The organism is Bacillus yunxiaonensis (genome assembly GCF_037104695.1).
GTDB lineage: Bacteria > Bacillota > Bacilli > Bacillales > Bacillaceae_G > Bacillus_A > Bacillus_A yunxiaonensis.
Genome location: NZ_JBAWSV010000009.1, coordinates 74130 through 99208, shown reverse-complemented (window position 1 = coordinate 99208; position 25079 = coordinate 74130). Strand labels below are relative to the sequence as shown.

General features: G+C 35.1%; 22 protein-coding genes. 12 read left to right on the top strand and 10 right to left on the bottom strand.

What is annotated here, in order from left to right; translation table 11 throughout:
- Positions 1–8: 8 nt before the first annotated feature.
- On the bottom strand, positions 9–626 hold the full coding sequence (locus WAX78_RS21285) for a class I SAM-dependent methyltransferase (RefSeq protein WP_336484035.1): 618 nt from the start codon (positions 624–626) through the stop codon (positions 9–11).
- Between the two features lie 147 nt (positions 627–773).
- On the opposite strand from WAX78_RS21285, the gene WAX78_RS21280 reads away from it, so the two are divergent.
- Positions 774–1151: an ArsR/SmtB family transcription factor gene (locus WAX78_RS21280; RefSeq protein ID WP_336484034.1), complete on the top strand. Its 378-nt coding sequence runs from the start codon at positions 774–776 to the stop codon at positions 1149–1151.
- Positions 1152–1174: 23 nt separating this feature from the next.
- Positions 1175–3535: a heavy metal translocating P-type ATPase gene (locus WAX78_RS21275; RefSeq protein ID WP_336484033.1), complete on the top strand. Its 2361-nt coding sequence runs from the start codon at positions 1175–1177 to the stop codon at positions 3533–3535.
- Between the two features lie 52 nt (positions 3536–3587).
- Here the strand turns inward: WAX78_RS21275 and WAX78_RS21270 are convergent, their stop codons facing one another.
- Positions 3588–5051: a nicotinate phosphoribosyltransferase gene (locus tag WAX78_RS21270; protein WP_336484031.1), complete on the bottom strand. Its 1464-nt coding sequence runs from the start codon at positions 5049–5051 to the stop codon at positions 3588–3590.
- 199 nt (positions 5052–5250) lie between these two features.
- Between WAX78_RS21270 and WAX78_RS21265 the strand changes: the two genes are divergently transcribed.
- The 3 genes from WAX78_RS21265 to WAX78_RS21255 all read left to right on the top strand — a co-directional run bounded on the left by WAX78_RS21265 (position 5251) and on the right by WAX78_RS21255 (position 8795).
- Entirely contained in the window at positions 5251–6519 is a 1269-nt protein-coding gene (locus WAX78_RS21265) for a helix-turn-helix domain-containing protein (protein ID WP_336484030.1), read from the top strand.
- A 2-nt stretch (positions 6520–6521) separates the two neighbouring features.
- Positions 6522–6650: an NprX family peptide pheromone gene (locus tag WAX78_RS21260; RefSeq protein WP_336484029.1), complete on the top strand. Its 129-nt coding sequence runs from the start codon at positions 6522–6524 to the stop codon at positions 6648–6650.
- A 462-nt stretch (positions 6651–7112) separates the two neighbouring features.
- Entirely contained in the window at positions 7113–8795 is a 1683-nt protein-coding gene (locus WAX78_RS21255) for a M4 family metallopeptidase (protein ID WP_336484028.1), read from the top strand.
- A 50-nt stretch (positions 8796–8845) separates the two neighbouring features.
- On the opposite strand, the gene WAX78_RS21250 is transcribed toward WAX78_RS21255, so the two are convergent.
- A complete protein-coding gene (locus tag WAX78_RS21250) occupies positions 8846–9394 on the bottom strand; it encodes a TVP38/TMEM64 family protein (protein WP_336484027.1) in 549 nt (182 codons plus the stop codon).
- Positions 9395–9967: 573 nt separating this feature from the next.
- Here WAX78_RS21250 and WAX78_RS21245 point away from each other — a divergent pair.
- Entirely contained in the window at positions 9968–10486 is a 519-nt protein-coding gene (locus WAX78_RS21245) for an RNase A-like domain-containing lipoprotein (protein ID WP_336484026.1), read from the top strand.
- A 16-nt stretch (positions 10487–10502) separates the two neighbouring features.
- Positions 10503–10775: a hypothetical protein gene (locus tag WAX78_RS21240; protein WP_336484025.1), complete on the top strand. Its 273-nt coding sequence runs from the start codon at positions 10503–10505 to the stop codon at positions 10773–10775.
- 1 nt (position 10776) lies between these two features.
- On the opposite strand, the gene WAX78_RS21235 is transcribed toward WAX78_RS21240, so the two are convergent.
- From WAX78_RS21235 to WAX78_RS21220, 4 genes are all read right to left on the bottom strand, one after another.
- Positions 10777–12033: a VanW family protein gene (locus WAX78_RS21235; RefSeq protein WP_336484024.1), complete on the bottom strand. Its 1257-nt coding sequence runs from the start codon at positions 12031–12033 to the stop codon at positions 10777–10779.
- A gap of 292 nt (positions 12034–12325) precedes the next feature.
- Positions 12326–12796 (bottom strand): nucleoside deaminase, encoded by a 471-nt coding sequence (locus WAX78_RS21230; protein WP_336484023.1) that lies wholly within the window; start codon positions 12794–12796, stop codon positions 12326–12328.
- A 369-nt stretch (positions 12797–13165) separates the two neighbouring features.
- Positions 13166–14179, bottom strand: coding sequence for an LCP family protein (locus tag WAX78_RS21225; protein ID WP_336484022.1), 1014 nt, complete (start codon positions 14177–14179; stop codon positions 13166–13168).
- Between the two features lie 613 nt (positions 14180–14792).
- Positions 14793–15971: a NupC/NupG family nucleoside CNT transporter gene (locus WAX78_RS21220; protein ID WP_336484021.1), complete on the bottom strand. Its 1179-nt coding sequence runs from the start codon at positions 15969–15971 to the stop codon at positions 14793–14795.
- A 185-nt stretch (positions 15972–16156) separates the two neighbouring features.
- On the opposite strand from WAX78_RS21220, the gene gloA2 reads away from it, so the two are divergent.
- Together gloA2 and WAX78_RS21210 are read left to right on the top strand one after the other, a co-directional pair.
- Positions 16157–16543, top strand: a complete 387-nt coding sequence (gloA2, locus tag WAX78_RS21215; protein WP_336484020.1) for an SMU1112c/YaeR family gloxylase I-like metalloprotein — start codon at positions 16157–16159, stop codon at positions 16541–16543.
- A gap of 114 nt (positions 16544–16657) precedes the next feature.
- Positions 16658–17968, top strand: coding sequence for a hemolysin family protein (locus WAX78_RS21210; protein ID WP_336484019.1), 1311 nt, complete (start codon positions 16658–16660; stop codon positions 17966–17968).
- Between the two features lie 24 nt (positions 17969–17992).
- Here WAX78_RS21210 and WAX78_RS21205 read toward each other — a convergent pair whose 3' ends face one another.
- Positions 17993–19621 carry an L-lactate permease gene (locus WAX78_RS21205; protein ID WP_336484018.1) on the bottom strand — a complete coding sequence of 543 codons (1629 nt, stop codon included), beginning with the start codon at positions 19619–19621 and terminating at the stop codon, positions 17993–17995.
- A gap of 644 nt (positions 19622–20265) precedes the next feature.
- Between WAX78_RS21205 and WAX78_RS21200 the strand changes: the two genes are divergently transcribed.
- Both WAX78_RS21200 and WAX78_RS21195 read left to right on the top strand, forming a co-directional pair.
- Positions 20266–20553: an ArsR/SmtB family transcription factor gene (locus WAX78_RS21200; protein ID WP_336484016.1), complete on the top strand. Its 288-nt coding sequence runs from the start codon at positions 20266–20268 to the stop codon at positions 20551–20553.
- A gap of 155 nt (positions 20554–20708) precedes the next feature.
- Entirely contained in the window at positions 20709–20888 is a 180-nt protein-coding gene (locus WAX78_RS21195; protein ID WP_336484015.1) for an acid-soluble spore protein H, read from the top strand.
- A gap of 31 nt (positions 20889–20919) precedes the next feature.
- Here WAX78_RS21195 and WAX78_RS21190 read toward each other — a convergent pair whose 3' ends face one another.
- On the bottom strand, positions 20920–22311 hold the full coding sequence (locus WAX78_RS21190; RefSeq protein WP_336484014.1) for a peptide MFS transporter: 1392 nt from the start codon (positions 22309–22311) through the stop codon (positions 20920–20922).
- A gap of 601 nt (positions 22312–22912) precedes the next feature.
- The gene (locus WAX78_RS21185) at positions 22913–23644 is read right to left on the bottom strand and encodes a class I SAM-dependent DNA methyltransferase (protein ID WP_336484012.1); all 732 of its coding nucleotides are present in this window, start codon (positions 23642–23644) and stop codon (positions 22913–22915) included.
- A gap of 215 nt (positions 23645–23859) precedes the next feature.
- Between WAX78_RS21185 and WAX78_RS21180 the strand changes: the two genes are divergently transcribed.
- Positions 23860–25050 carry a glycine C-acetyltransferase gene (locus WAX78_RS21180; RefSeq protein WP_336484010.1) on the top strand — a complete coding sequence of 397 codons (1191 nt, stop codon included), beginning with the start codon at positions 23860–23862 and terminating at the stop codon, positions 25048–25050.
- The last annotated feature ends 29 nt before the right edge of the window (positions 25051–25079 follow it).

Here is a 25079-nt window from a genome sequence, read left to right as displayed (position 1 = left end):
AAGCTCACTCAGTTCTTTTTTTCATATTTTAAAAGCACAATGCGGTAATTACCATGAAAAATAGATGACTCTTCGTATTGGATGGTGAGTGGCAACGTTCCTATAATATTACTCAACTTACGATTAATGTTTGTTCCGAGTCGCTCGGTAATAAAGTTCATTAGCTTTCTTGATGTATGTAGTTGTTTTTCTTCAGGAAGAAATTTATCCAAGATTACAATAATCCCTTTTGCTTTCATTACGCGCAGCGCTTCTGAAAGCGCGGCATTAGGATGTTCTACAACGCTTAAAATGAGATTTAAAATAACAACATCAAATGAATTGTTTGGAAATGTAAGCTCTTCAGCATTCATTTGTTGATATGTAACATGAGAATAAGGATACTTTCTTTTGGCCTGCTTTAGCATATGTTCTGAGAGGTCAATTCCAGTGATGAGGGTATCTTTTGGAAGAAGAGGAATATCTTGTCCTGTACCAACTCCAACTAATAATATTTTCTGATTTTTTGTAAAAGGTATAAGTGAAAGTGCTCGTTTTCTTGCTTCGATAAAGAAACGGTTTTGCATGAACAAATCATAAAAGCTAGATAATATTTTATAAATTTTTTGATTTTGCTTATTTTTCATGACGCTCCCTCCAGTTTTTTACTTTTACACACAATGTTCAAAAAATAAATACGGAAATTATTGACACATATGAGCAACCGTTCATATAATAAAAGCATAACACATATGAACGGTCGTTCATATGTTCAAATAAAGAGGTGAGCTATTGTGACTGAACAAAAAGTAGAAACAAACGAAGAAACGTGTTTACAAAATGTGATTCATCAAGAAATTGTAGAGCAAGTACAACAAACGATTCCAAAGGATGATAGCTTAAGTCAAGTAGCAGAGTTATTTAAAGTATTAGGAGACCGCACGCGCACTCGTATTTTGCATGCTTTATTTGAAGCAGAGCTGTGCGTATGTGATTTAGCATATTTACTCGGAATGACACAATCGTCTATTTCTCATCAATTACGTGTATTAAAGCAAGCAAAGCTTGTGAAAAATCGTAAAGAAGGAAAAGTAGTGTACTATTCACTTGCTGACGATCATGTCATTCGTATTTTCGAACAGGCATTTGAGCATGTAAACGAAGAACAGTAGTAGAGACACAAGGAGGGAAACATATGGGGGACGCATTGGTAAAACGAAAACTTGTGTTAGAGGGATTAGATTGTGCGAACTGCGCAATGAAAATTGAAAAAGGTGTTGGAGAGTTAGAAGGAGTATCTTCTTGTTCTGTTAATTTTGTAACGAAAACAATGACGGTAGAAACAGCAAAACAAAAAGAAGAACACGTTGTAATGGAAGCAAAGCAAATTGTAAATAAATTAGAACCGCATATTCGTGTGAAAGAAGAACAAAAAACAAAAGCAACAAAAGAAACATTTGTGTTAGAGGGCTTGGATTGTGCGAATTGTGCAATGAAAATAGAAACAAAAATAAACGAAATGCCTGCAGTTGCATCTGCATCTGTTGACTTTGTTTCTAAAAAATTAAGAGTAGAAGTAGCAAATAAAAAAGAATTAGAGACTACTATTGAAAACATAAAAGAAATTGTACAGCGATTAGAGCCAGAAGTGAAAGTAGTGCGAGAAAAAGAGCAAACAGAGCATGATCATAGTCATGACCACGGAGAAGCTGGTATGAAAAAAATGATTTGGCGCTTATCGATTGGGGCAATTCTCACAGTTGTTGCTGCACTAGCTTCATTACCACAAATGGTTACAATCCTGCTTTTTGTTATTGCCTATATTATTATAGGTGGAGAGATTGTTTTACGTGCTGTGAAGAATATTACACGCGGGCAAGTGTTTGACGAAAATTTCTTAATGGCAGTTGCGACGCTTGGTGCTTTTGGGACTCAAAACTATCCAGAAGCTGTCGCGGTTATGCTCTTTTATCAAGTAGGTGAACTGTTCCAAAGTATTGCGGTGAATCGTTCGCGTAAGTCGATTAGTTCGTTAATGGATATTAGACCTGATTATGCAAACTTAAAGCTAGGAAATGAAACGAAACAAGTATCACCAGAAGATGTGCAAATTGGTGATTTCATTATCGTCAAGCCAGGTGAAAAAGTACCGTTAGACGGTAAAGTAATAGAAGGAACATCGATGGTAGATACATCAGCGTTAACTGGAGAATCTGTGCCGCGTGAAGTAGAAGTCGGCGGTGACGTATTAAGCGGTTTTGTTAACCAAAATGGTGTATTAACAATTGAAGTGACGAAAGAATACGGTGAATCTACCGTTTCAAAAATTCTTGATTTGGTGCAAAATGCAAGTAGTCGTAAAGCACAGACGGAAAACTTTATTACGAAGTTTGCTCGTTATTATACACCGGCTGTTGTAATTACAGCTGCAGTATTAGCATTTGTCCCGCCAATTATTTTGGAGGGAGCAACGTTCTCAGACTGGATTTACAGAGCGCTAGTCTTTCTTGTTATTTCTTGTCCTTGTGCATTGGTTGTTTCTATTCCACTTGGTTTCTTCGGCGGTATTGGCGGAGCATCTAAAAGCGGAATTTTAATAAAAGGAAGTAACTATTTAGAAGCGTTAAACGATGTGAAACATATTGTATTTGATAAAACGGGCACGTTAACAAAAGGTGTATTTAAAGTAACAGATATGCAGCCAAGCGAATTTGTGACGAAAGAAGAATTATTAGAGTATGCAGCATTTGCAGAAGTATATTCAAATCATCCAATCGCCCAATCAATTCGAGCTGCATATGGAAAAGCAGTGAACGAGCATATGATCGAGGAGTATAATGAAATTTCTGGTCATGGTACAGTTGTGAAAGTAAGCGGAAAAGAAATTTTTGCTGGAAACGCAAAGTTAATGAGTAAAGAAAATATTACATTCCAGCAACCGCAAACTGTTGGAACACTGGTACACGTAGCCGTAGATCGTGTGTATGCCGGATACATTGTCATTTCTGATGAAATTAAAGAGGATGCTAAGCAAGCAATTCAATCCTTAAAACAACTTGGTGTGAAGAGAACAGTAATGTTAACTGGCGATGCGAAATTAGTAGGAGAAGCAGTTGGAAAACAGCTTGGTGTTGACGAAGTACATGCAGAACTGTTGCCGCATCAAAAAGTAGAAGAAATCGAAAAAATTGATGCGACAAAACATCCGAAAGAAAAAATTGCGTTCGTTGGAGATGGCATTAATGATACACCAGTATTAGCAAGAGCAGATGTTGGTATTGCAATGGGTGGTTTAGGATCGGATGCAGCAATTGAAGCAGCTGACATTGTTATTATGACAGATGAACCTTTGAAGATTGTAACGGCTATTCAAATTGCGAAACGTACACGGAGTATCGTATGGCAAAATATTATTTTTGCTTTAGGGATAAAAGGAGTTTTTCTTCTATTAGGAGCATTTGGCATTGCGACAATGTGGGAAGCAGTCTTCTCAGATGTTGGTGTAACGTTGCTAGCTGTGTTAAATGCGATGCGTGTATTACGAGTAAAAGCTTGATAGAAATTTCACTTTATAAAAGCAAAAGGAGAGAAGCGAGATGCTTCTCTCCTTATTTTTTTGTAGAATTTGCAATTTGTTCCCGAACTGTTTGAATATAGTTCATTTTATGATCCCAGCACGCTTGACTTAAATCGACTGGGTATTCTTCTGGATTTAGTGTCCGTTTATACTCCTCCCATAAGGATGCTAAACTGTGTTGAGTGTGACGCTGAATAGTAAGTATGTCTGGCAATTCGTATGTGCGCTGTCCGTTTACGAAAATATCATGATGAAGTTCTTTTGCTTCAAAGTCCGTCACAAACTTACTAATATACGTATGAACAGGGTGGAACATTTTTAAGCGCTCTTCTTGCTGTGGTTCTTCTGCCTCTAATGCAATATAATCACCTTCTGCATGCTGATTGATGCGATTGATAATACGATAGAGACGCTTTAATCCTGGTGTTGTAATTTTTTCGGGATTGGAAGAAATTTTAATTGTGTCGTTCAATACACCATTTTCATCTTCAATACAAACTAATTTATAAACAGCACCTAATGCAGGTTGTTCGAATGATGTGATCAGTTTTGTTCCAACACCCCATACATCAATTTTTGCTCCTTGCGATTTCAAATGTGAGATGGTGTATTCATCTAAGTCACTTGAAGCGATAATTTTTGTATTCGTAAAACCGGCATCATCTAGCATTTTACGTGCTTCTTTTGATAAGTATGCCATATCACCGCTATCGAGACGAATGCCATAGAAGTCAATGCGTTCACCAAATTCTTTCGCTACTCGGATGGCATTTGGCACACCAGATTTTAATGTGTCGTACGTATCGACGAGAAAAACGCATTTCTTATGTGTTTCTGCATATTTTTTAAATGCTATATATTCATCACGATACGCTTGTACAAATGAATGAGCATGTGTGCCGGCAACAGGGATGCCAAAACGTTTTCCTGCCCGAACATTACTTGTTGAAGAAAAACCACCGATGAATGCTGCGCGTGTTCCCCAAAGTGCCGCATCAAATTCATGAGCGCGGCGTGTTCCGAATTCAAGGAGCTCATCATCACCAGCTGCATGTTTCATCCGTGCAGCTTTCGTTGCAATTAATGTTTGGTAGTTCACGATATTTAAGAGGGCTGTTTCAATAATTTGCGCTTCTCCAAGTGGTGCTTCTATACGTAAAAGCGGTTCGTTATGAAAGACAACTTCGCCTTCCTGCATGCTGCGAATGGATCCACTAAACTTCATATTTTGTAAGTAGTGTAAAAAATCTTCCTCAAATTGAAGTTCCTTTAGATAGGCAATATCACTTTCTGTAAACTGAAAGCTCTCCACGTACTCTATAATCTTTTCAAGCCCTGCAAAAATAGCATAACCATTGTCAAAAGGCAGCTTGCGAAAGTATAAATCAAATACTGCACGACGGTTATGAATATTATCTTTCCAATATGTATAGGTCATATTAATTTGATATAAGTCTGTGTGTAAGGCGTAACTATCGTCTTTATAATGCGTCATAACGTAAACACCTCCATATTTTGGTTATAGTATACCGCTTTTTTTGTAGTTTTTGCTAAAAATAATAAATATCATGTAAATGTTATAAATTGAAAACGAAAAAAAATGTTCGGAATATTTTTATTTATTAATTTATCTTTTGTCCAATTTTATGTATTATTAAAGTAATAGGGTATACATTAGAATGGAGGAGGGACGTATGCAGCAGAATTTAGAAAAAATGGGCAAACAAATTTTTTACAAACGCCTTCACCAAAAAATGACTCAAGAGGAGCTCTGTCAGGGCATTTGTTCCGTTTCATATTTAAGTAAAATTGAAAATGGAAAAATTGAAGCTTCTGAAGAAATATTGCAGCTCCTATGTACGAGATTAGAGATTGCGGTTTCAGATCTAAGAGATATTGAGGCGGAAGTGAAAGAGAAGTTAGATGAGTGGTTAACAGCGCTAGTTCACTTAAATAAGCATAAAGTTGAAGAGTTATATAGAGAACTAGAAATTGAAATGAAACAAATTAGTGATTTTGAAATTGTGAATTATTATAAATTATTATATACGCGATATTTAATTATGAAGAGAAATATACCAGCCCTTAAAGAGGAATTGGAGAAACTTAAGAAAGTTTATAAAAAATATTCTCCATTTCAGCAACTGTTATATAAGTATAGTCAAGCTTTATGCTATTGCTTACAACATAAATGGCAAGAAGGCTTGCAGCTTTTAATTCAGACAGATTTAATGGTAAAAGAGCAAAATTATTATGAAACCGGAATTTATTATAATTTAGCACTTGCATATAGTCATTTGGAAATTCCACATATGGCACTTCATTTTGCTAATATTGCTATGGAAGGATTTCGAAATGAATATAAGTTCCGAAATGTGATTAATTGTCAAATCATCGTTGCGATAGGCTATGTTGAAAAAGGACAGTATGATGAAGCATTAAAAATTTTTGAAAGTATACTGCGTGAAGCGGATTCTTTTTCAGATAAAGATGTGCTGCTGTCAATCACATTAAGCAATATTGGAGATATATACAATAGAAAGAAAAAGTATGAAGAGGCCAAAAAATATTATGTAGAAAGTTTACAATATCAAAAAGAAGATGTGAACTACGTCGATACGTTATATGAGATGGCCCTTCAATGTATTTACCTTGAACAACTGGAAGAAGCAAAAGAGTGGATTGATAAGGGGATCATTTTTGCTAAGAAAGATGAAAGGTGCAATACGAAGTTGTACTTACTCCTTATGCTTCGTTATAAATATTTCGCAGAACCAAGTGCGTATAAACTATTTTTAGAAACAGAGGCACTTCCTTTTTTTAAAAGTGCAGGAAGTATAAAAGAATTAAAGAAAGTATATGTAGAGATTGCGGAATATTTCACTAATTGCTTGGAATTTAAAGAAAGTAATAAGTATTATAAACTAGCCATTGAGGCTCTAGAAACAATTCGGGAGGGATAAGAATGAAAAAAGTAGTAATTGGTATCATTTTAACAGTAGTATCATTAGTTGTAATAGCTGATACGCAGGATGCTAATAGACCGGATGTTTTTGGACAAGAGGCACATGAAACTGAAGTTGTAAATATATAATGGTTAGCCCTCACCAAGCGGGCTCTTACTGCCTAAAAATGGCGGGGGATCTTTAGAAATGTAAGAACTTAAAAGGTGGTTTCGGTATTGTACCGAGGCCATCTTTTTTTAGTGTTCACTGGTAGCGATGATGATTGTAATCTTGCATATGATGATCTATCCGTTCTGGAGAGGCTTTTCAAAAAGTGTTAGTCGAAACTCTCCAAAACTTGAGAAATAATATATTTTAATATTGAGTATTTTATATGTTAATTGTTAGAATCAACCCGACATAAATATTTAAATAGTATAGCGTAGAAGAGAAAACCTCTTTCCAGCAGGAAAGAGGTTTTTCAAAAATTGTTCGTCAAAATTCTCCAAAACTTGAGAAAGAAATTATTTCAATTTTCAGTATTTTAATAGTGAAAACTTAATGCTACTATAAAGCTACTCTTTTTAAAAAATTTTTAGGGGGAAGAGAATATGAAGAAAAAGGGTTTAGCGTTTGTGTTAGCGGCTGGAATGGCAGTGACAACATTTGGAGGGACAAGCTCTGCGTTTGCAGATTCAAAGAACGTACTTTCCACAAAGAAATACAATGAGACAGTACAGTCTCCTGAGTTTGTATCGGGCAATCTAACTAGTGCATCAGGAAAGAAAGCGGAAAATGTTGTATTTGATTATTTAAATACTTCTAAAAAGGACTATAAACTAGGCGCAAAAAGTGCAGAAGAATCTTTTAAAGTACAACAAGTTACAAAAGACTCTGTTGGCGACGCAACGGTTGTTCGTTTACAACAAGTATATGAAGGTGTACCAGTATGGGGATCTACTCAAGTGGCTCATGTTGGGAAAGATGGTGCATTGAAAGTTGTATCAGGAACAGTTGCGCCTGAGTTAGATAAGAAAGAGAAATTGAAAAACAAAAATAAAATTGAAGGCAAAAAAGCAATTGCAATTGCACAACAAGACTTAGGATTCACTCCAAAGTATGAAGTAGATCCATCTGCGGACTTATATGTATATCAAAATGGTGATGACACAACGTATGCATATGTTGTGAAATTAAACTTCTTAGATCCAGAGCCAGGAAACTATTATTATTTCATTGAAGCTGATAGCGGTAAAGTTTTAAATAAATATAATACAATTCATAATGCAACAGAAAATAAGTCACCAATTAAACCTGCAGCTGGTACTAGTGTTAAGCCTGTAACAGGAACAAATAAAGTAGGAACAGGCGTAGGTGTGTTAGGTGATACAAAGTCTATTAATACAACATTATCTGGATCTAGCTATTATTTACAAGATAATACACGCGGTGCAGTAATTTACACATATGATGGGAAAAATCGTACGACTCTTCCAGGAACGTTATGGGCAGATGCAGATAACATCTTTAATGCTACTCGTGATGCAGCGGCAGTAGATGCACAGTACTATGCTGGTGTAACATATGATTACTATAAAAACAAATTTAACCGCAATTCTTATGACAACGCTGGTGGGGCGTTAAAATCAACAGTTCATTATGGAAGCAACTATAACAATGCCTTCTGGAATGGAACACAAATGGTGTATGGAGATGGTGATGGATATACATTTATTCCATTATCTGGTGGTGAAGATGTTGTCGGACATGAATTAACGCACGCTGTGACAGAAAGAAGTTCTAATCTTATTTATCAAAATGAATCTGGTGCATTAAATGAAGCAATCTCTGATATTTTTGGAACATTAATAGAATACTATGATAACCGTAATCCAGATTGGGAAATTGGGGAAGATATTTATACGCCTGGTACGGCTGGGGATGCGCTTCGTTCTATGAGTGACCCAACAAAATATGGTGACCCAGATCATTATTCTAAACGTTATACAGGAACAAGTGATAATGGCGGCGTTCATACAAATAGTAGTATTATCAATAAAGCTGCTTACTTATTAGCAAATGGCGGTACGCATTATGGTGTAACAGTGAATGGTATTGGTAACGATAAAGTAGGTGCAATTTACTATCGTGCAAATACAGTATATTTCACTCAATCTACAACATTTAGCCAAGCTCGTGCTGGATTAGTACAAGCAGCTGCTGATTTATATGGTGCAAATTCTGCAGAAGTGGCAGCTGTGAAGCAGTCTTATGATGCAGTTGGTGTGAAATAGGTTTCACTCTCGTTTATAAAAAATGAAAAAAGGAGCATTTGCTCCTTTTTTCATTTTTTCTTCCATGTTTTCCATACATAAAACAAGCCGATACAACCAGCAATGGCAATAATCCACTTTGCTTCATTTGTTCCGTTTATAACGTGATAGGTGGAATACACTTCAATAAGTAATGCTGGTATTTTACCAAGTGTACTAGCGACGCTAAAAGTTAAAATGGACATCGTTCCTAAAGACGCAAATAATGTAACGATGCCAGAAGGGATAAAGGGGAAGAGGCGAAATGATAAAACGAGAAAGAAAGCTTCTTTTCCTTGTACATAAAGAAGTTTTTGTACTTTTGGATACTTATCTATATTTTTTTGAGCCATTTTTTGAAAACCAAGCCGATATAAATAAAAAGAGAAAATAGCGCCTAATGCTTCCCCAGCAATTGATATAAGTGTCCCCTCAGTTATTCCAAATAACGCGATGTTAATAGCAGTTAAAAAAATACTGGGAATAAAGGCTATTAAGCTAATAAGAATATTGAGTAAAATGCTAAGTGGGATTGCTATCGTGTGATGCTCTATGAGAAAAGATTGAATCGTTTCTTCCATATGAATTAAATTTCCTTTGCCTTTTTAAGCATTACACCATATTTTTCATATGGAGACAATAGAATAGCTTAGCAAAATCATACATTTCTTTAAATGAAAAACCTTATTTATATATATCCAAGTTGAAAAACAGGCATAAAAACCCTTTTCTTTTTAGGTGGACGAGAGCATCTGGTCATGCATAGAAGCGGTCAGCACCCTTTCCTGCCTAAAACAAAAGGAGAAAGCAAGTAGCGATCATGTTGTATTCTACGTGGCAGTGACTTATATGCTGAAAAATTAAAATGGATTTATATATACCATATATTTAGTATCGCTAGGGGTGAATGGGGGAGCTGCTGTATGCGATAGCATAAAATTGGTTCATCACCGTAACGTGGGATTGATTTTTTGAAAATGAATCATTTTTCATACACGGAACGAAGAGTGGCGACTCCTGCGGGAATAGCGAGGAAAGCGTCCACTCGGAGTGGAGTGTACATCTATCTATAGTTCACCCCCCATCTTTTTGTGATAAACCATAGAATTGACTTTTTCTAAAGATAATACAATAATCATGAAAGAGGTGATACGATGAAACGATTATGGAATGTTGTTATAAGCGTAATGCTTATGATGATACTTGTATTAAGTGGATGTTCAGGACAGGAACAAAAACAAACTAAGTCAAAGGAAAATAATACAGCATCAGTTGTAAAAGTTAGTGACAACATTTTAGATGAAATGGAAGGACCGCCAAAAAATGGTCATACGTTAGAGCGTCACGTTGGTAAAACAGAAGAGCAGTTAAAAGAACGATTGCGTACAGATAAAGTATCTGCTGCAAGTACATATTATGATAAAGAAACGGCAACAAAGGCGGTAAAAGATAGCTTAAAGCAGCATGAAAAAGAAATTGATACATGGCTGAAAGAATCGAAGGAAAGCCGTCTTGTATTGAATACAAAGCATGCATTTCCAGTTGGAAAAGCAGTATTAAAAAAAGATATGCGTGTAAAAGATGGACTTCGTAATACGGTAACTGTGTTGCAGAAAGATAAAGGAAGTCAGCTCGGTTTTAAAATTATTACTTCTTATCCTTCTGAGAAATAAGAAAGGCGGGGAATTTATGTATTCGACATTTCAATATTTCCTTAAGGCATATTGCACACTAAGTATATATGAAGAAGAAATGAATGATCTTATGCAACAGTTCAAAGAACAGGAAGAACAAGAAACGAAAGAGAAATTATTACAAGAATTTGCTCAAATGCAAAAAACAGTAGATTGGAAGAAAGTTTGTCAAGAAGCTGAGCGGTATGGGAATCGTATATGGACAATTGAAGAAACAAAAGCGCATATTAGTAATTTTGTTTCTATATTACAAAACAAAAAGGCGTGAATCATCCCGCCTTTTTGTATGTGCTTTTTGAAATTTGACCGTTGGAGAGCACTTGGCCATTTTGTGTTACTTTTTTATATGTTACAGCTATGATGTTTTTATCAGTTTCACTTATAACTTTCGAAGAAATTTCTACATTTTTTCCTGTATCTGTACCGAAAATACGAGCAGTTACACTACTACCATTCGTGGATGATTGAATGTAAATATACTTACCAGTATTATTTGTAAATTTCAAATCAGGACCATAGTCAGCAACAGCTGCATCTTGACCAAGTGGTAAGTAATGTACTGGTAAAGAATGATTACTTCGAGCTACAACACCTAAATCAGCACGCAATACAGCACCATATAATGTACTACTTACTTGGCAAACACCACCACCAGCACTTTGTTCAACTTTTCCGTTTACATATACAGCAGCTGACTTATAGCCATGTGCCGCATCTGTTATGCCAACACGGTTGTTAAAGCTAAATGTTTCACCTGGTGCAATAAGTACTCCTGTTAATGTATTCGTAGCGCGTTGTACGTTAAATGTTTGGTTTGCATTTCGTCCAGCCAGAGGAGTAGAAAATTCACCAATTACTTCTTGAATCCCCATGTTTTTTACATCTTCTGTTGAGTGTTCGGGTTTCACGGCTACGACTGGAACTTGGATGTCCTGTTTATTTGTAGCAATTGCTTCTGCTGTTAAAGATTTTAATTTTTCTTTATCAACCTTTTCGCCATCTTTACTCTCGCTAATATTAACTGTTGTTCCCGAAACAGATAACTCTGCATTGACAGGCTCTACTAAGAGATCATTGTATTTCTCCTTTATAAATGCATCGTATTTTGCTGTGTTTATAGAGGGAGCTATCTTATAGTCACGCTTTAGTTCACCTTTTTCAGCTTGTTTACGCATTTTATAACGATTGGAAATGTTGCCTGTTTGTTCTTTGAAAATTTTATCTGCAACATCTGTTTCCTTATATTCAACGCCTAGTTCTTGCCAAGTATATGTATGTGTGTTGTCTTGTAAGGCATAGTTTACGGATTTTTTACTTAATTCATCAACCTTTTGCTGAATAATTTTTTGAACGTCAGCTTTCGTTTTGCCATCTAAGGAAATACCTTCAAGTGTTGTGTGGGGTAAAACGTATGTATCTAACTGATGATTCAATTTGGATACATATTGATATGCGCCAACACCGCCAGCACAAAGCACGATTCCACCAGCAATTGCAGAACCAATAATCCAATTGCGTAATTTCATTTATTTCCCCCCAAAAAGAAAATGTTTAGGTTATTATATGTATGATTTTTAACGTATAAAATGATAAAAACGATATTGATTACAAACTAGTATACTACTAATTTTATCGTCTGTGTAATATTTTTGTAAAAAAACGTTACATTTTTGTAATATAATTACCTTTAATTAGGATTTTTATGTGGGGGAATGAAAGAAATTCATGCTTGTATTGCAGTATGAAATGTATATTTCGATGTGTAATGGAAAGATAAGTGTGTATAAGAAAAAAAGCAGCTGTTGTATACAGTAATGATTAGTACAATGTTTTGTTTTCTGTATTATTCCATGTTGTAAAAGGTTCGTGGTGTTCAATTGAAGAAAGGTGATAAAATGGTAGGGAGCGTTTCTCTGGTTCTAGTGGTACTTCGTCATAAATAAAATCATCATCAAATCCAGCGTGTGCTGCTTCTTTTCGTGATGCTGCATAATACACTGCATTAGGTCTTGCCCAATATATTGCTCCTAAACACATTGGACATGGTTCGCAACTTGTATATAAGGTGCATCCACTTAAATCAAAGGTTTGCAGTGTTTGACAAGCATTACGAATCGCAACAACTTCGGCATGAGCGGTTGGATCACAAGAGTCTGTGACGCGATTAACTCCTTTTGCAATGACCTTTCCATCTTTTACAATGACAGCTCCAAACGGTCCGCCTTGATTCTTTACATTTTCTGTTGCAAGTGTAATGGCTTCTTTCATAAACCTACTATGTATGTTCATTTTGTTCTCCTTTTTGCTTTATCGGTGAATACTATTATTCATCGTCTTCATCGTATTTTATTAGATTTACATGATAATTAGCACACAAAATAACATAGTTTTTGACAACGTGACAACGGATATTGTCAATGTGATGAATGCGATGAAGATTTATATGAATTTGAAACGTATATTTCAAAAAAGTAATAACGGCATAAGGAATTGAACAATTTGAGAAATAAGTACAGTAAAGTAAAAAACACAAAGAACAAAATGTCCTTTGTGTTTTTTACTTTACTTGTTATTTGTTAGGTTGATTACATTGCTTTTTTATTTGCAATTTTCTTCACGTTATCTGAACTACTTATTGTATACAACAGCTGGTTTTTCTTATAGTTTCTTATGATCTGATTTACCTGTAACACCGAGGTGGTTTTGTAGTTCTTCAGAAATAGATTGAACATTTTTTTCGTCAGGGATGTAATAATATACACCATCGATATATTCGTCTTTCCCTTTTACTTGTAATTTATCCATTTTCAGGCCGGAATCCATTGTGTTTTTAGTAATTGCCATCATATCATCGAAAGTTAAGTTTGTTTTGATATCGTTGTCTACTGCATCTAGTAAGCCACCAAGCTTGTCAATCGAATTTACAGATAATGCTTTTTTAGCAATTGCTTCTAAAACAAGTTGTTGACGCTGACCACGCATATAGTCAGTATCAATATGACGTGTTCTTGCTAATGCAAGTGCTTGTTCGCCATTTAAGTGCTGACGACCTTTTTCAAGGTGAACAGCACCAGGTTGGTCTTTACTGTCTTGCTCAGTAAATGTAACTGGTACATCTACATCAATGCCGCCAAGAGAATCAACAATTTTTATAAATGATTTAAAGTTAAATTTTACGTAATAATCAACAGGAACATCTAAAAAACGTTCTACTGTATTTATTGTACTATCAACGCCACCGAATACGTGTGCGTGTGTAATTTTATCTTCTTTCTTTTCTGATGGAATATATACGCGAGAATCACGAGGAATGCTTAATAGCTTTACAGACTTATCATTTTTATTAATAGTTGCAAGTAATAATGCATCTGTACGAATAGCTTTTCCGTATTCTTTTGCGCGTGTATCACTTTCATCTACACCCATGATTAAGATGGAAATATTATCTGTCATCGGTTTCACTGCTTTTTCGCGTTTATCAGATTTATCTCCTCGTCCTAATTGGGAGAATGCACCATCCGCAACAGCTTGTGCTTTGTTATATATATGGAAGAAATAGCTGCCTCCTCCAATAATCACAAGGAATAAAGGAACGAGAACAAACCATAGTATACGCTTTTTCTTAGAGCGTCTTGTTGATACTCTATCTGTCGTTTCTAAATCAGGCTTCATTAATATTTCTCCTTTTAAACAATCAATTAAAATATTTTCTTATAATTTTTAAAAAAGGCACACTTTCTATTGTACATAAATACAATGGGTTTTCACTATATATTTCTAATTGACATGAAAATGAAATATATGAAACATATAATTTGACATAAAGTGAAACTTCCATCAGTGGAGGGCTTCATTCCCCACTGATGAAAAGCTCTCACCAATCGGGCGCATGCCAACAGTTATCCCCACCTATCTTCTGTAGAGGCGCTTCTTGCCTCGTCCAAGGGGGCGAAACGACTGGAGATTCTAGCCGCTAGAGCTGGACAATGAAGAAATGCGGAAGTGGCTCGTTCAGAATGTGAGGGGGATGGAGCTTCTGACGTAGAGGCGTTTTTTACCTCGTTGGAAGAAGCGAAGCCACCGAACATTCTAGCCACTGGAGCTGGACAATGCTTTCACTGAATTTTGAGATTAGGATTTTACTGCCCGCGAATAGCGGGATAAATGTTTCATACGTCACACTGTATGAAAAGTTTCTATACAAAAAACAGATACCTTACACATAATGAAGGCATCTGTTTAAAAATTATTGTATAGAAAAAATAAAGGCTAACATGTACCTATGTTAAATCATAACACTGACAATAATTGCAGATAGAATACTCACTAATGTTGCTCCGTATAGGAGTTTTAAGCCGAACCTTGCAACGACATTTCCTTGTTCTTCATGTAAGCTTTTCACTGCTCCTGTAAGAATTCCAATAGAAGAGAAATTTGCAAAAGATACAAGAAAGACAGAAATAATACCTACGGTACGAGGAGAGAGTGTATTGGCAAGTTTATTTAAATCCATCATGGCTACAAATTCATTTGTAATAAGCTTTGTTGCCATAATGCTGCCTGCTTGTATAATTTCTGCAGCAGGTACACCAATAATGAAAGCAATTGGAGAAAATGCATACCCAAGTAATTGTTGAAATGTAATACCAAAAATAATTCCAAATAAACCGTTTATAGCGCTCATAAGAGCAACAAAACCGATCAACATGGCTCCAACAACAACTGCGACACGAAATCCATCTAAAATGTACTCTCCCAGCATTTCGAAGAAAGTTTGTTTTTCTTCCCTGATTTCTAAAATATCTTCTTCGTCTTTCACATCGTATGGATTAATAATTAATACGATAATAAATCCGCTAAATAAGTTTAAGACGAGAGCAGTTACAACATACTTTGGTTCAATCATCGTCATATAGGCGCCAACGACCGACATGGATACTGTGGACATTGCTGAAGCACATAGTGTATATAGACGATGTTTTGGAATTTGTCCGAGCTGTTTTTTTACAGTAATAAACACTTCTGATTGTCCGACAATAGCAGATGCAACTGCGTTATAGGACTCTAGTTTACCTAGTCCATTTATTTTACTAAGTACAAAGCCCACCCAGCGAATAATAAACGGTAAAATTTTAAGGTGTTGTAAGATTCCAATTAACACAGAGATAAATACAATTGGAAGTAAAACATTTAAAAAGAAGGACATTTCTCCTTTGTTTAAAAGACCACCAAATACAAAATTTATACCTGCGGCAGCGTATTCTAATATTTTATTTAATAAGTTGGAAATTGCTGTTATAAGGATAAGTCCCAGTTGTGTATTTAATAATAGGAACGTTAAAATTAATTGGATAATAAGCATAATAAGAATTGACTTGAACTTAATATGTTTTCTATTGTTACTTGCTATAAAAGCAAGAAGAAAAACAACAATGAGTCCGAGCACAAATGTGAAAAATTTCATAGTAATCCTCCTTATGAACTGTTTTATCCCCACCTCAAGATTCAAAGAGAAACGAGGAGTGGGGGATAACTGCTAGTATGTGCCAGGTTGGACGGGCTTTCCATCAATGGGGGACACGGATGGAAGTTTCACTTTATATAGGTTTTTCATTTCATAGAAGAATATGCAAGAAAGGAAAAGATACTATGAATATTACTCATGTTCACCACGTTGCAATTATTTGTTCGAATTATGAAGTATCAAAAAAATTCTATACAGAAGTACTTGGTTTTCAAGTTCTGCGTGAAGTGTATCGAGAAGAAAGGGAGTCATATAAGCTCGATTTATGTGTTGGAGATACATATCAAATTGAATTATTTTCATTTCCTAATCCTCCAAGGCGAAAAACGTTTCCGGAGGCAGCGGGATTGAGACACTTAGCGTTTGCTGTTGAATGTATAGAAGAAGCGGTGTCATATCTACAGCAGCATGGTATACAAACTGAAGCAATTCGAATCGATGAAATTACTGGAAAACGTTTTGTGTTTTTTCAAGATCCAGATGGATTACCGCTGGAATTATATGAGAAATAAAAATATGTGAAATTTATACAGGTTTTCTTATGAAGGAATGAGGGAAAATAAAGAAAGTTAAACTTATCTTTTGCAGGAGGTGTAACCTTAGCTGTCTGCAGCTGAGGGAGGTATTTGGAAATAGGAAATTTAATACTGGTTGCCGTTTTAATTGCGTTAACAGGTTTTTTTGTTGCAATTGAATTTGCCATTGTTAAAGTACGCAGTAGTCGCATTGATCAACTCGTAGGAGAAAAAAGGCGAGGAGCAATAGCGGCAAAAAAGGTGATTTCTAATTTAGATGAATATTTGTCAGCGTGTCAATTTGGGATTACAATTACGGCACTTGGACTTGGATGGTTAGGTGAACCAACTGTAAAACATGTATTAGAACCTGTATTGATTACACTTCGAATTGCTCCTCCAATTGCTAATACTGTATCTTTTATTATCGCATTTGCTGCTATTACTTTTTTACATGTTGTAATTGGAGAATTAGCACCAAAAACATTTGCAATTCAAAAAGCAGAGCAAATTAGTCTGATGTTTTCAAAGCCATTAATTTATTTTTATCGCATTATGTATCCATTTATTTGGACATTAAATCATGCTGCTCGTTTTGTGACAAGTTTATTTGGACTAAAACCTGCTTCTGAACATGAAGTTGCACACTCAGAAGAAGAGCTCCGCCTTATTTTATCAGAGAGTTATGAAAGCGGAGAGATTAATCAAGCGGAATTCAAATACGTAAATAATATTTTTGAATTTGATAATCGTCTTGCGAAAGAGATTATGGTACCGCGAACGGAAATTGTTGGATTATATGCGGAAGATTTATTTGAAACACATATTGAAATTATTCGGCAAGAAAAATATACAAGATATCCAGTATTCGGTGAAGATAAAGATGAAGTTATAGGAATGGTGAATGTAAAGGATTTCTTTATCCGTTATATGGATGGAGAAAAGCAAGAAGCAAAATCAATCACGACATATACAAGGCCAGTTATTGAAGTAATGGAAAACATTCCAATACATGATCTATTGTTAAACATGCAAAAAAAACGTATTCCACTCGCCATTTTATATGATGAATACGGTGGAACAGCAGGACTTGTTACGCTTGAAGATATTTTAGAAGAAATTGTGGGAGAAATTCGGGATGAATATGATGAGGATGAACATCCACCTATCCAACATGTTACTGACGATTGTAAAATAGTTGACGGAAAAGTACTAGTAAGTGAAATTAATGATTTGTTCGGTTTACATTTGGATGAACAGGATGTTGACACAATTGGGGGATGGTTAATGATGCAAGGACAACCAATTGCAGAAGGGGATACGACTGTTGTTGGTGAATGGACATTTACTATACTTGAAAAAGATATTCATCAAATTAAGCGAGTAGAGATTAAAAAAATGGAAACGAAAGAAAAAGGCTGATGAACGGGTCATCAGCCTTTTATATTAGAAAATATGGAACACAGCGTTCAGTTGAAGTAAGCTAATAATTAATAAGAAGATTAAGCTGTATTTCATTGTCATTTTAAATAGCTCTGATTCTTTACCAACTATTCCAACTGCCGCACAAGCTACAGCAACTGATTGTGGTGATACCATTTTTGCCATTGTGCCGCCTACTACGTTTAAGGCAACAAGAGTAGAAGGGTTGATATCTAATTGAGCGGCTGTAACAGCTTGAAGAGGTGCAAATAGAGAGCCGCTGGATACTACAGAACCAGTTATGAATACGCCGATCCAACCTAAGATTGGAGATAAGATTGGAAATGCATTTCCAGTAGATGAAAAGGCTAGTCCAAGAGTTGAAGACATACCAGAATAATTTGTTACATATGCTAATGCAATTACACTACAGATTGTATAAATTGGTGCTTTTAACTCTTTTAATGTTTCAACAGTTAATTCTTTTACTAACTTACCGCTTACACGGAATACAAGTAAAGATACAATAATTGCAAGGACAATTGCAGTAGTTGTTGATGAGAATACATCTAACTTAAAGATTGCTGGAAACGGTGTATTTGCTTTAACGATTGGCGCTGTTTTAATCACGTGATTGTGCAGACCAGGTACTTGAATATTCCATACTAAGTTACTTAATGTACCATTTGGAGCGAATAAGACTTTTACTGCTTTTAAGTTGAAAATTGTTACAAATATAGTTAAGAATGCAAATGGTGACCAAGCATATAAAATTTGTTTCATAGTATAACTATGTTTTTCTGTCTGTTTTTGTTTTGTTTTACTTTTTTCTGAAGATTTTGGCTGCCATACACGTAAGAATAATGCTAATGCAATCATGCTGACAACAGCTGCGAAAATATCAGTAAGTTCTGCGCCAAGGAAATATGTTACAACGAATTGAGTAAGAGCGAAAGAACCGCCGCTTACAAGAATACCTTGCCAAGTCTCTTTAATTCCTTTAAAACCATCGACGATTGCAACCAGTAAGAATGGTAATACAAAGCTAATGAAAGGTAATAATGTTACAGTTTGATGGCCAACAATTAATGGATCTAGTTGTGTTAATTGAGCAGGTACTGTAACTGGAATACCCATTGCTCCCATCGCACCACCGGCAATATTGGCAACTAAACAAATACCAGCTGCTTTTAATGGATCAAAGCCCATACCTACAAGTAATGCTGCTGTAATAGCGACTGGTACACCGAAACCTGCTGCACCTTCTAAGAAAGCACCGAAAGAATAAGCGATTAGTAATACTTGAAGACGAGGGTCGTTTGTAATGCTAGAAATGCTATCACGAATGACGTTAAATTGCTCAGTTTTTACAGTTAGTTTGTAAAGAAAAATTGCTGCGATAACAATTGTACAAATTGGATAAAACCCGGCAGCTACACCAAAGGCAGCGGATGATACAGCCATAGTTGCTGGCATCTTATAGACAAATATAGAAAGAATAATAGCTAAAATAACACTATAAAGTCCAGACAAGTATCCTTTGATTTTAAACACTGTTAAACATAGTATGAAAAATAAAATTGGTAGAGCGGCTACAAGTGCTGATAGCCAAATGTTGTGTAATGGGTCATAAATCTGTGTCCATGTACTCATAATTGCGACATCTCCTATATATAATTTGTGAAGCTATTCACATTTATTTGTGAAATCATTCACAATCAACTTACATTGTTAGTATAGTCTCCTTCAACACTATTGTCAACGTGGAAAAGTATAATTATTCCATAGAACCTTGAACTGTAAAAAATCTGCTACATTTTATGAAAAAATTGGAAACATTAAAAGAGAATCAGTATACAGTAAAAAGCGTGCATGAATAGGGTATGCTATGTGGTGCTTATATATTCTTTGGTTTTTTATATTTTATCCTGCTATTCGTGGACAGTAAGGTCCCTCTTCAGGAGTTAAAGAGATAGGGGATATGTCTTATACGTGCCTAATTGAGGAGAACGATTACTAGTGGGATCCAATATAGAAAAAGTAAGGTGTAAAAAATATAACAAAAGTATTGAGAAAATAGTTTTGGAAAGCAATGAACATGATTAGAGATACTTTGCTTTTTGTCAGAGTCGTATAGTATAATATTCAAACATCAAAAAGAGAATTTTCTCTTTATATAAAGGGGGAAGGTAGTTTTTATTGTTAGAAATTATTCAGTATAAAATTTAATAATAGGAAGAAATATAAAAATAAACGTGTACAAATAGAAAAATAAAAAGAAAAAATGAGGGGAAAGTATGTGTCCAAATCAATTTGAGTGTCGTATTTCAGAAGAGGATGTACAAATGTTGCGAGCGCTAGCTCATCCGCTTCGTCTTCGTCTTGTAATGGAGCTTATGCAGCGTGGAACTTGTAACGTAACACAGCTACAGGAAGTATTAGAAATTCCGCAATCTACAGTATCACAGCATTTAACAAAGTTAAAGCAAAATAAAGTCGTACGTTTTGAAAGACGTGGTTTAGAAGTATATTATCAAGTTCACAGTGATAAAGTAAGTGAAGTTGTAAAAACATTATTTTCTTAAAATTTGGATATTATGGAAAAAAAGGGTATGTATTTGTACATGCCCTTTTTTTTGTGAAGTTAGGTTATAGAAGTGAAGGAGGATAAATGGGATAAAATTCATCCAGACATGGCAATATAAAAAAGAATGTAATAAAGAATAAGGAGGGACCAATAGTGGATATAACGCGAGCAAAACAAATTTTATCATCATCAAGTAGAATTGACGTTACATATCACGGTGTGCCTGTCTGGATTGAAAGCTGTGATGAGGCAAGTGGACTTGCTAATGTACACGATATAAAAACACCACATGAAACAGTACAAGTAGATATTACAGCATTAGAAGAGCATTAAAAAAAGCGGAGAAATTTCTCCGCTTTTTCATTTATTCCATCATACGTGAAATCATTTTAGAGAACATAAGAAGTACTAAACCGAGTACCATAACGATAATACCGATGCTTGCAAATACTTCTAAGTAGCCTAAAGACTGTGTGAAGGAAGCTAGTGCACCAGCTAGATAGTTTGCCATACCAGAACCTGCTAACCATACTCCCATTAATAGAGATGCTAATTTTACAGGAGCAATTTTACTTACCATAGAGAGACCGATTGGTGATAGGAATAGCTCACCAATTGTATGGAATAGGTATGTGAAAACAATAAATAGTAAGTTAGCTTTTGTAACAATATGAGCTTCATCACTACCTGTTTTTAGAACTGCTAATGTTAATACAAGGTAACCGATTCCTAACAAAATCATACCAAGTGCCATTTTTGTCGGGATTTTTAAATCACCATTTTTTGTTTTAGAAAGTTTTGCCCATAACATAGAAACAAGTGGTGCTAATAAAACGATAAATAATGGGTTAACAGATTGGAACCAAGATGTTGGAATTTCCCATCCGAAAATAGTACGATCAACGAATTTATCTGTATAAAGAGTTAAAGAACTACCGGCTTGTTCAAAACCTGCCCAGAAGAAAACAACGAAGCAAGTTAAAATGATGATTGCCCAAGTACGGTTCTTTTCTTGTTTTGTTAAAGGTTTTTTCTCAACTACTTTTGCGCTTTTGTCTGTTGATTTTTTACCTACAACTGTTGTTCCTGCTTTACCAAGGTAACGAGGAGCTAATAGGTTAAAGAAAATCTGACCGATAATCATACCGATACAAGCAGCTAGGAAGCCATATTTGTATCCCATTACCATAGTGCCGTTAACGCTTGTTTTAAAGAAATCTTCTGCTAGGAAACCACAAACAAGTGGTGCAAAGAAAGCTCCTACGTTGATACCCATGTAAAAGATTGTGAAAGCACTGTCACGGCGTGAATCATTTTCACCGTATAGTTCACCTAATAGGGTAGAGATATTTGGTTTGAAGAATCCATTACCAATAACTAATAATCCTAATCCTAAAAAGAGTCCAGTTTTTGTATTCATTGAAAATAATACAAAGTTACCAGCTGCCATAATAATACCACCAAGAGTGATTGCAAGACGTCTTGGGATAAAGTGGTCAGTTAACCATCCACCAAAAATCGGTGTGAAATATACTAAAGCTGTAAAAGTTCCGTATAATTGCACTGCAAAAGCTTTGTCAAATCCAAGTCCACCGCTAACAACTGCGGTTGTTAAATAAAGAACTAAAAGTCCACGCATTCCATAATAGCTGAATCTTTCCCACATTTCTGTTAAGAACAACAAGTATAATCCCGGAGGATGTTTCTTCGGTGATTGTTGTTCTTCAGCTTTTTGTAACTTTAAAGCTGCATCCATATTTTTTCCTCCTAATCCTGTCCTGTATAACGGATATTTATGTAATCATTTTAATTTACAAAATATTTAGAAGTCAATAGAATTATATGGAAATATAATAAAAACATTTCGTTAATTCTAAAAAAACCTCGTCATAATTTGTATTTTTCCCCGAAAACCTTAAAATAAGCGTTTTCAAATGTGTTCTTTTTTGTCCAAAAAGAATAAAAAAGTGTACTAATTCAGAAAATTCTAATTAAAATAATTTTTCTGATATACAGAATACTTTTCTGATATACTTTTGAAATATAACATATTTTGAATAAGAATACAAAATAAAAAACAACTTCTATAGTATAGAAGTTGTTTTTTACTAGATATTTTATTTTACAAAGTAAAGTATTATTCAATGCTATCTGGCATTAAGTTAGCAACCAGTACGTCATCAGTTGTATTTAAAGCATTATCACTAATTTTGTATATTTTATCGTTTTTCGCAGCATTAATAAAGGAGCATTGATGTATTCTTTTTCCAATTTTATCCCCCTATTCGTGGGCAGTGAGATCCCTCCGCCTCAAGATTGTGAAGTAGGGATGAAAAAACATTGATGAAAGCTTCACTTCATTTTGTACATGAAAATAATAAAAACAGAGGAATACGCAGTCTACGTTCATATTCTTCTTCACTTTGAAAATGCTGAGGCTCTGGTGTTGCTTCACGTAAACTAGTAATTGTGAAACCAGCATTTTGTAAAGAAAGGAAGTATTGCTCAATTGTACGATGATATTTAATAACTTGCTCATTTATCCATGGCTCGACGCGTTTGCCAGTTTTAAAATAATCATCAACAAGCCAGCTAGTTCGCTTTCCACTTGTTTGTAAGCTTTCAAATGCGGAAGTAATAACCGGGTGTTGAATACTAAAGGCAAAAGTGCCGCTAGGTTTTAACGTTTGAAAAATTTGTTTGAAAGTATCCTCAATATGTTCAATATAGTGAAGGACAAGTCTAGATGTAACGATATCAAAAGTAGAATCGGGGTATGTATAGTCTTTGAGGTTTAAAAGATGGACAAATCCATTTGTATTTTGTAATTGCTTTTGAGCTTCTTCATACATACGATGAGAGCCTTCAATTCCGGTATAAGATTGGCAGCCTTTCTGCATTAGCTCTACTCCAAATTGTGCATCACCACAGCCAAGGTCAAGAATACTTTTATCTTTTATATGGCCAAGTAACTGTAAGAGAGCGGGCTTTTCAATTGTGTCGTTTGGATTATCGGTTCGATGTCTACGTTTCATATATTGTTCAAAAAATAGGTTCTCATTGTAAACGTCAGCTTCTGTATAAGACATTGTATCCTCTCCTTGAAAGCATTTTTTCTATTCTAGCAAAATCCAAATAATAATAATAGATTTCTGTAATTATATAAGATATAATCATTAGTTGTAAGCGTTTACTTTTAGCTATTTTTCTATAATATTTTTTTGAAACGTGTTAAGCTATTAAAGGGAGTATTGCCTATATTATGATAATGCTTTCTTTATATGAACGATAGGGAGGTTTCACGATGTCTAGCAAAACACTTGACAAATTTTTAGTAGAAAACCTAGATGATTTGAAATCAAAGGGGCTTTATAACGTTATTGATCCGCTTGAAAGTTCTAATGGACCAGTTATTACAATTGGCGGAAAAGAATATATTAATTTATCTTCAAACAACTACCTTGGTTTAGCAACAGACGAACGTTTAAAAGAAGCAGCAATTGGTGCAATTCATAAATATGGCGTTGGTGCAGGTGCTGTTCGTACAATTAATGGTACGCTTGATTTACATGTGAAATTAGAAGAAACAATTGCAAAGTTTAAACATACAGAAGCAGCAATCGCATATCAATCTGGTTTCAACTGTAATATGGCAGCGATTTCAGCTGTTATGGATAAAAATGACGCGATTCTTTCTGACGAATTAAACCACGCATCAATCATTGATGGTTCTCGTTTATCAAGAGCAAAAATTATTGTTTATAAGCATTCTGATATGGAAGATTTACGTAAAAAAGCAATCGAAGCAAAAGAATCTGGCTTATACAATAAATTAATGGTTATTACAGACGGTGTATTCTCAATGGATGGCGATGTAGCAAAATTACCAGAAATCGTTGAAATTGCAGAAGAACTAGATTTAATGACTTATGTTGACGATGCGCACGGTTCTGGCGTACTTGGAAAAGGTGCTGGTACGGTTAAACATTTTGGACTATCTGATAGAGTAGATTTCCAAATCGGTACATTATCTAAAGCAATTGGTGTAATTGGTGGATATGTTGCTGGTAAGAAAAACTTAATCGATTGGTTAAAAGTTCGTTCACGTCCGTTCTTATTCTCAACAGCATTAACGCCGGCTGATGCAGCAGCATGTATGAGATCAATTGAAATTTTAATGGAAAGCACAGAGCTTCATGACCGTTTATGGGAAAATGGTCGTTATTTAAAACAAGGCTTAAAAGAGCTTGGTTTTAACATTGGAGACAGTGAAACACCAATCACACCTTGTATTATTGGTGATGAAGTATTAACACAACAATTTAGTAAGCGTCTAAATGAAGAGGGCGTATATGCAAAATCAATCGTGTTCCCAACTGTAGCAAAAGGAACAGGCCGTGTTCGTAATATGCCAACAGCAGCACATACGAAAGAAATGCTTGATGAAGCAATTCGCACGTATGAAAAAGTTGGGAAAGAAATGGGAATTATTTAACACATTCGCATCTATGAAAGCTTGCAAAT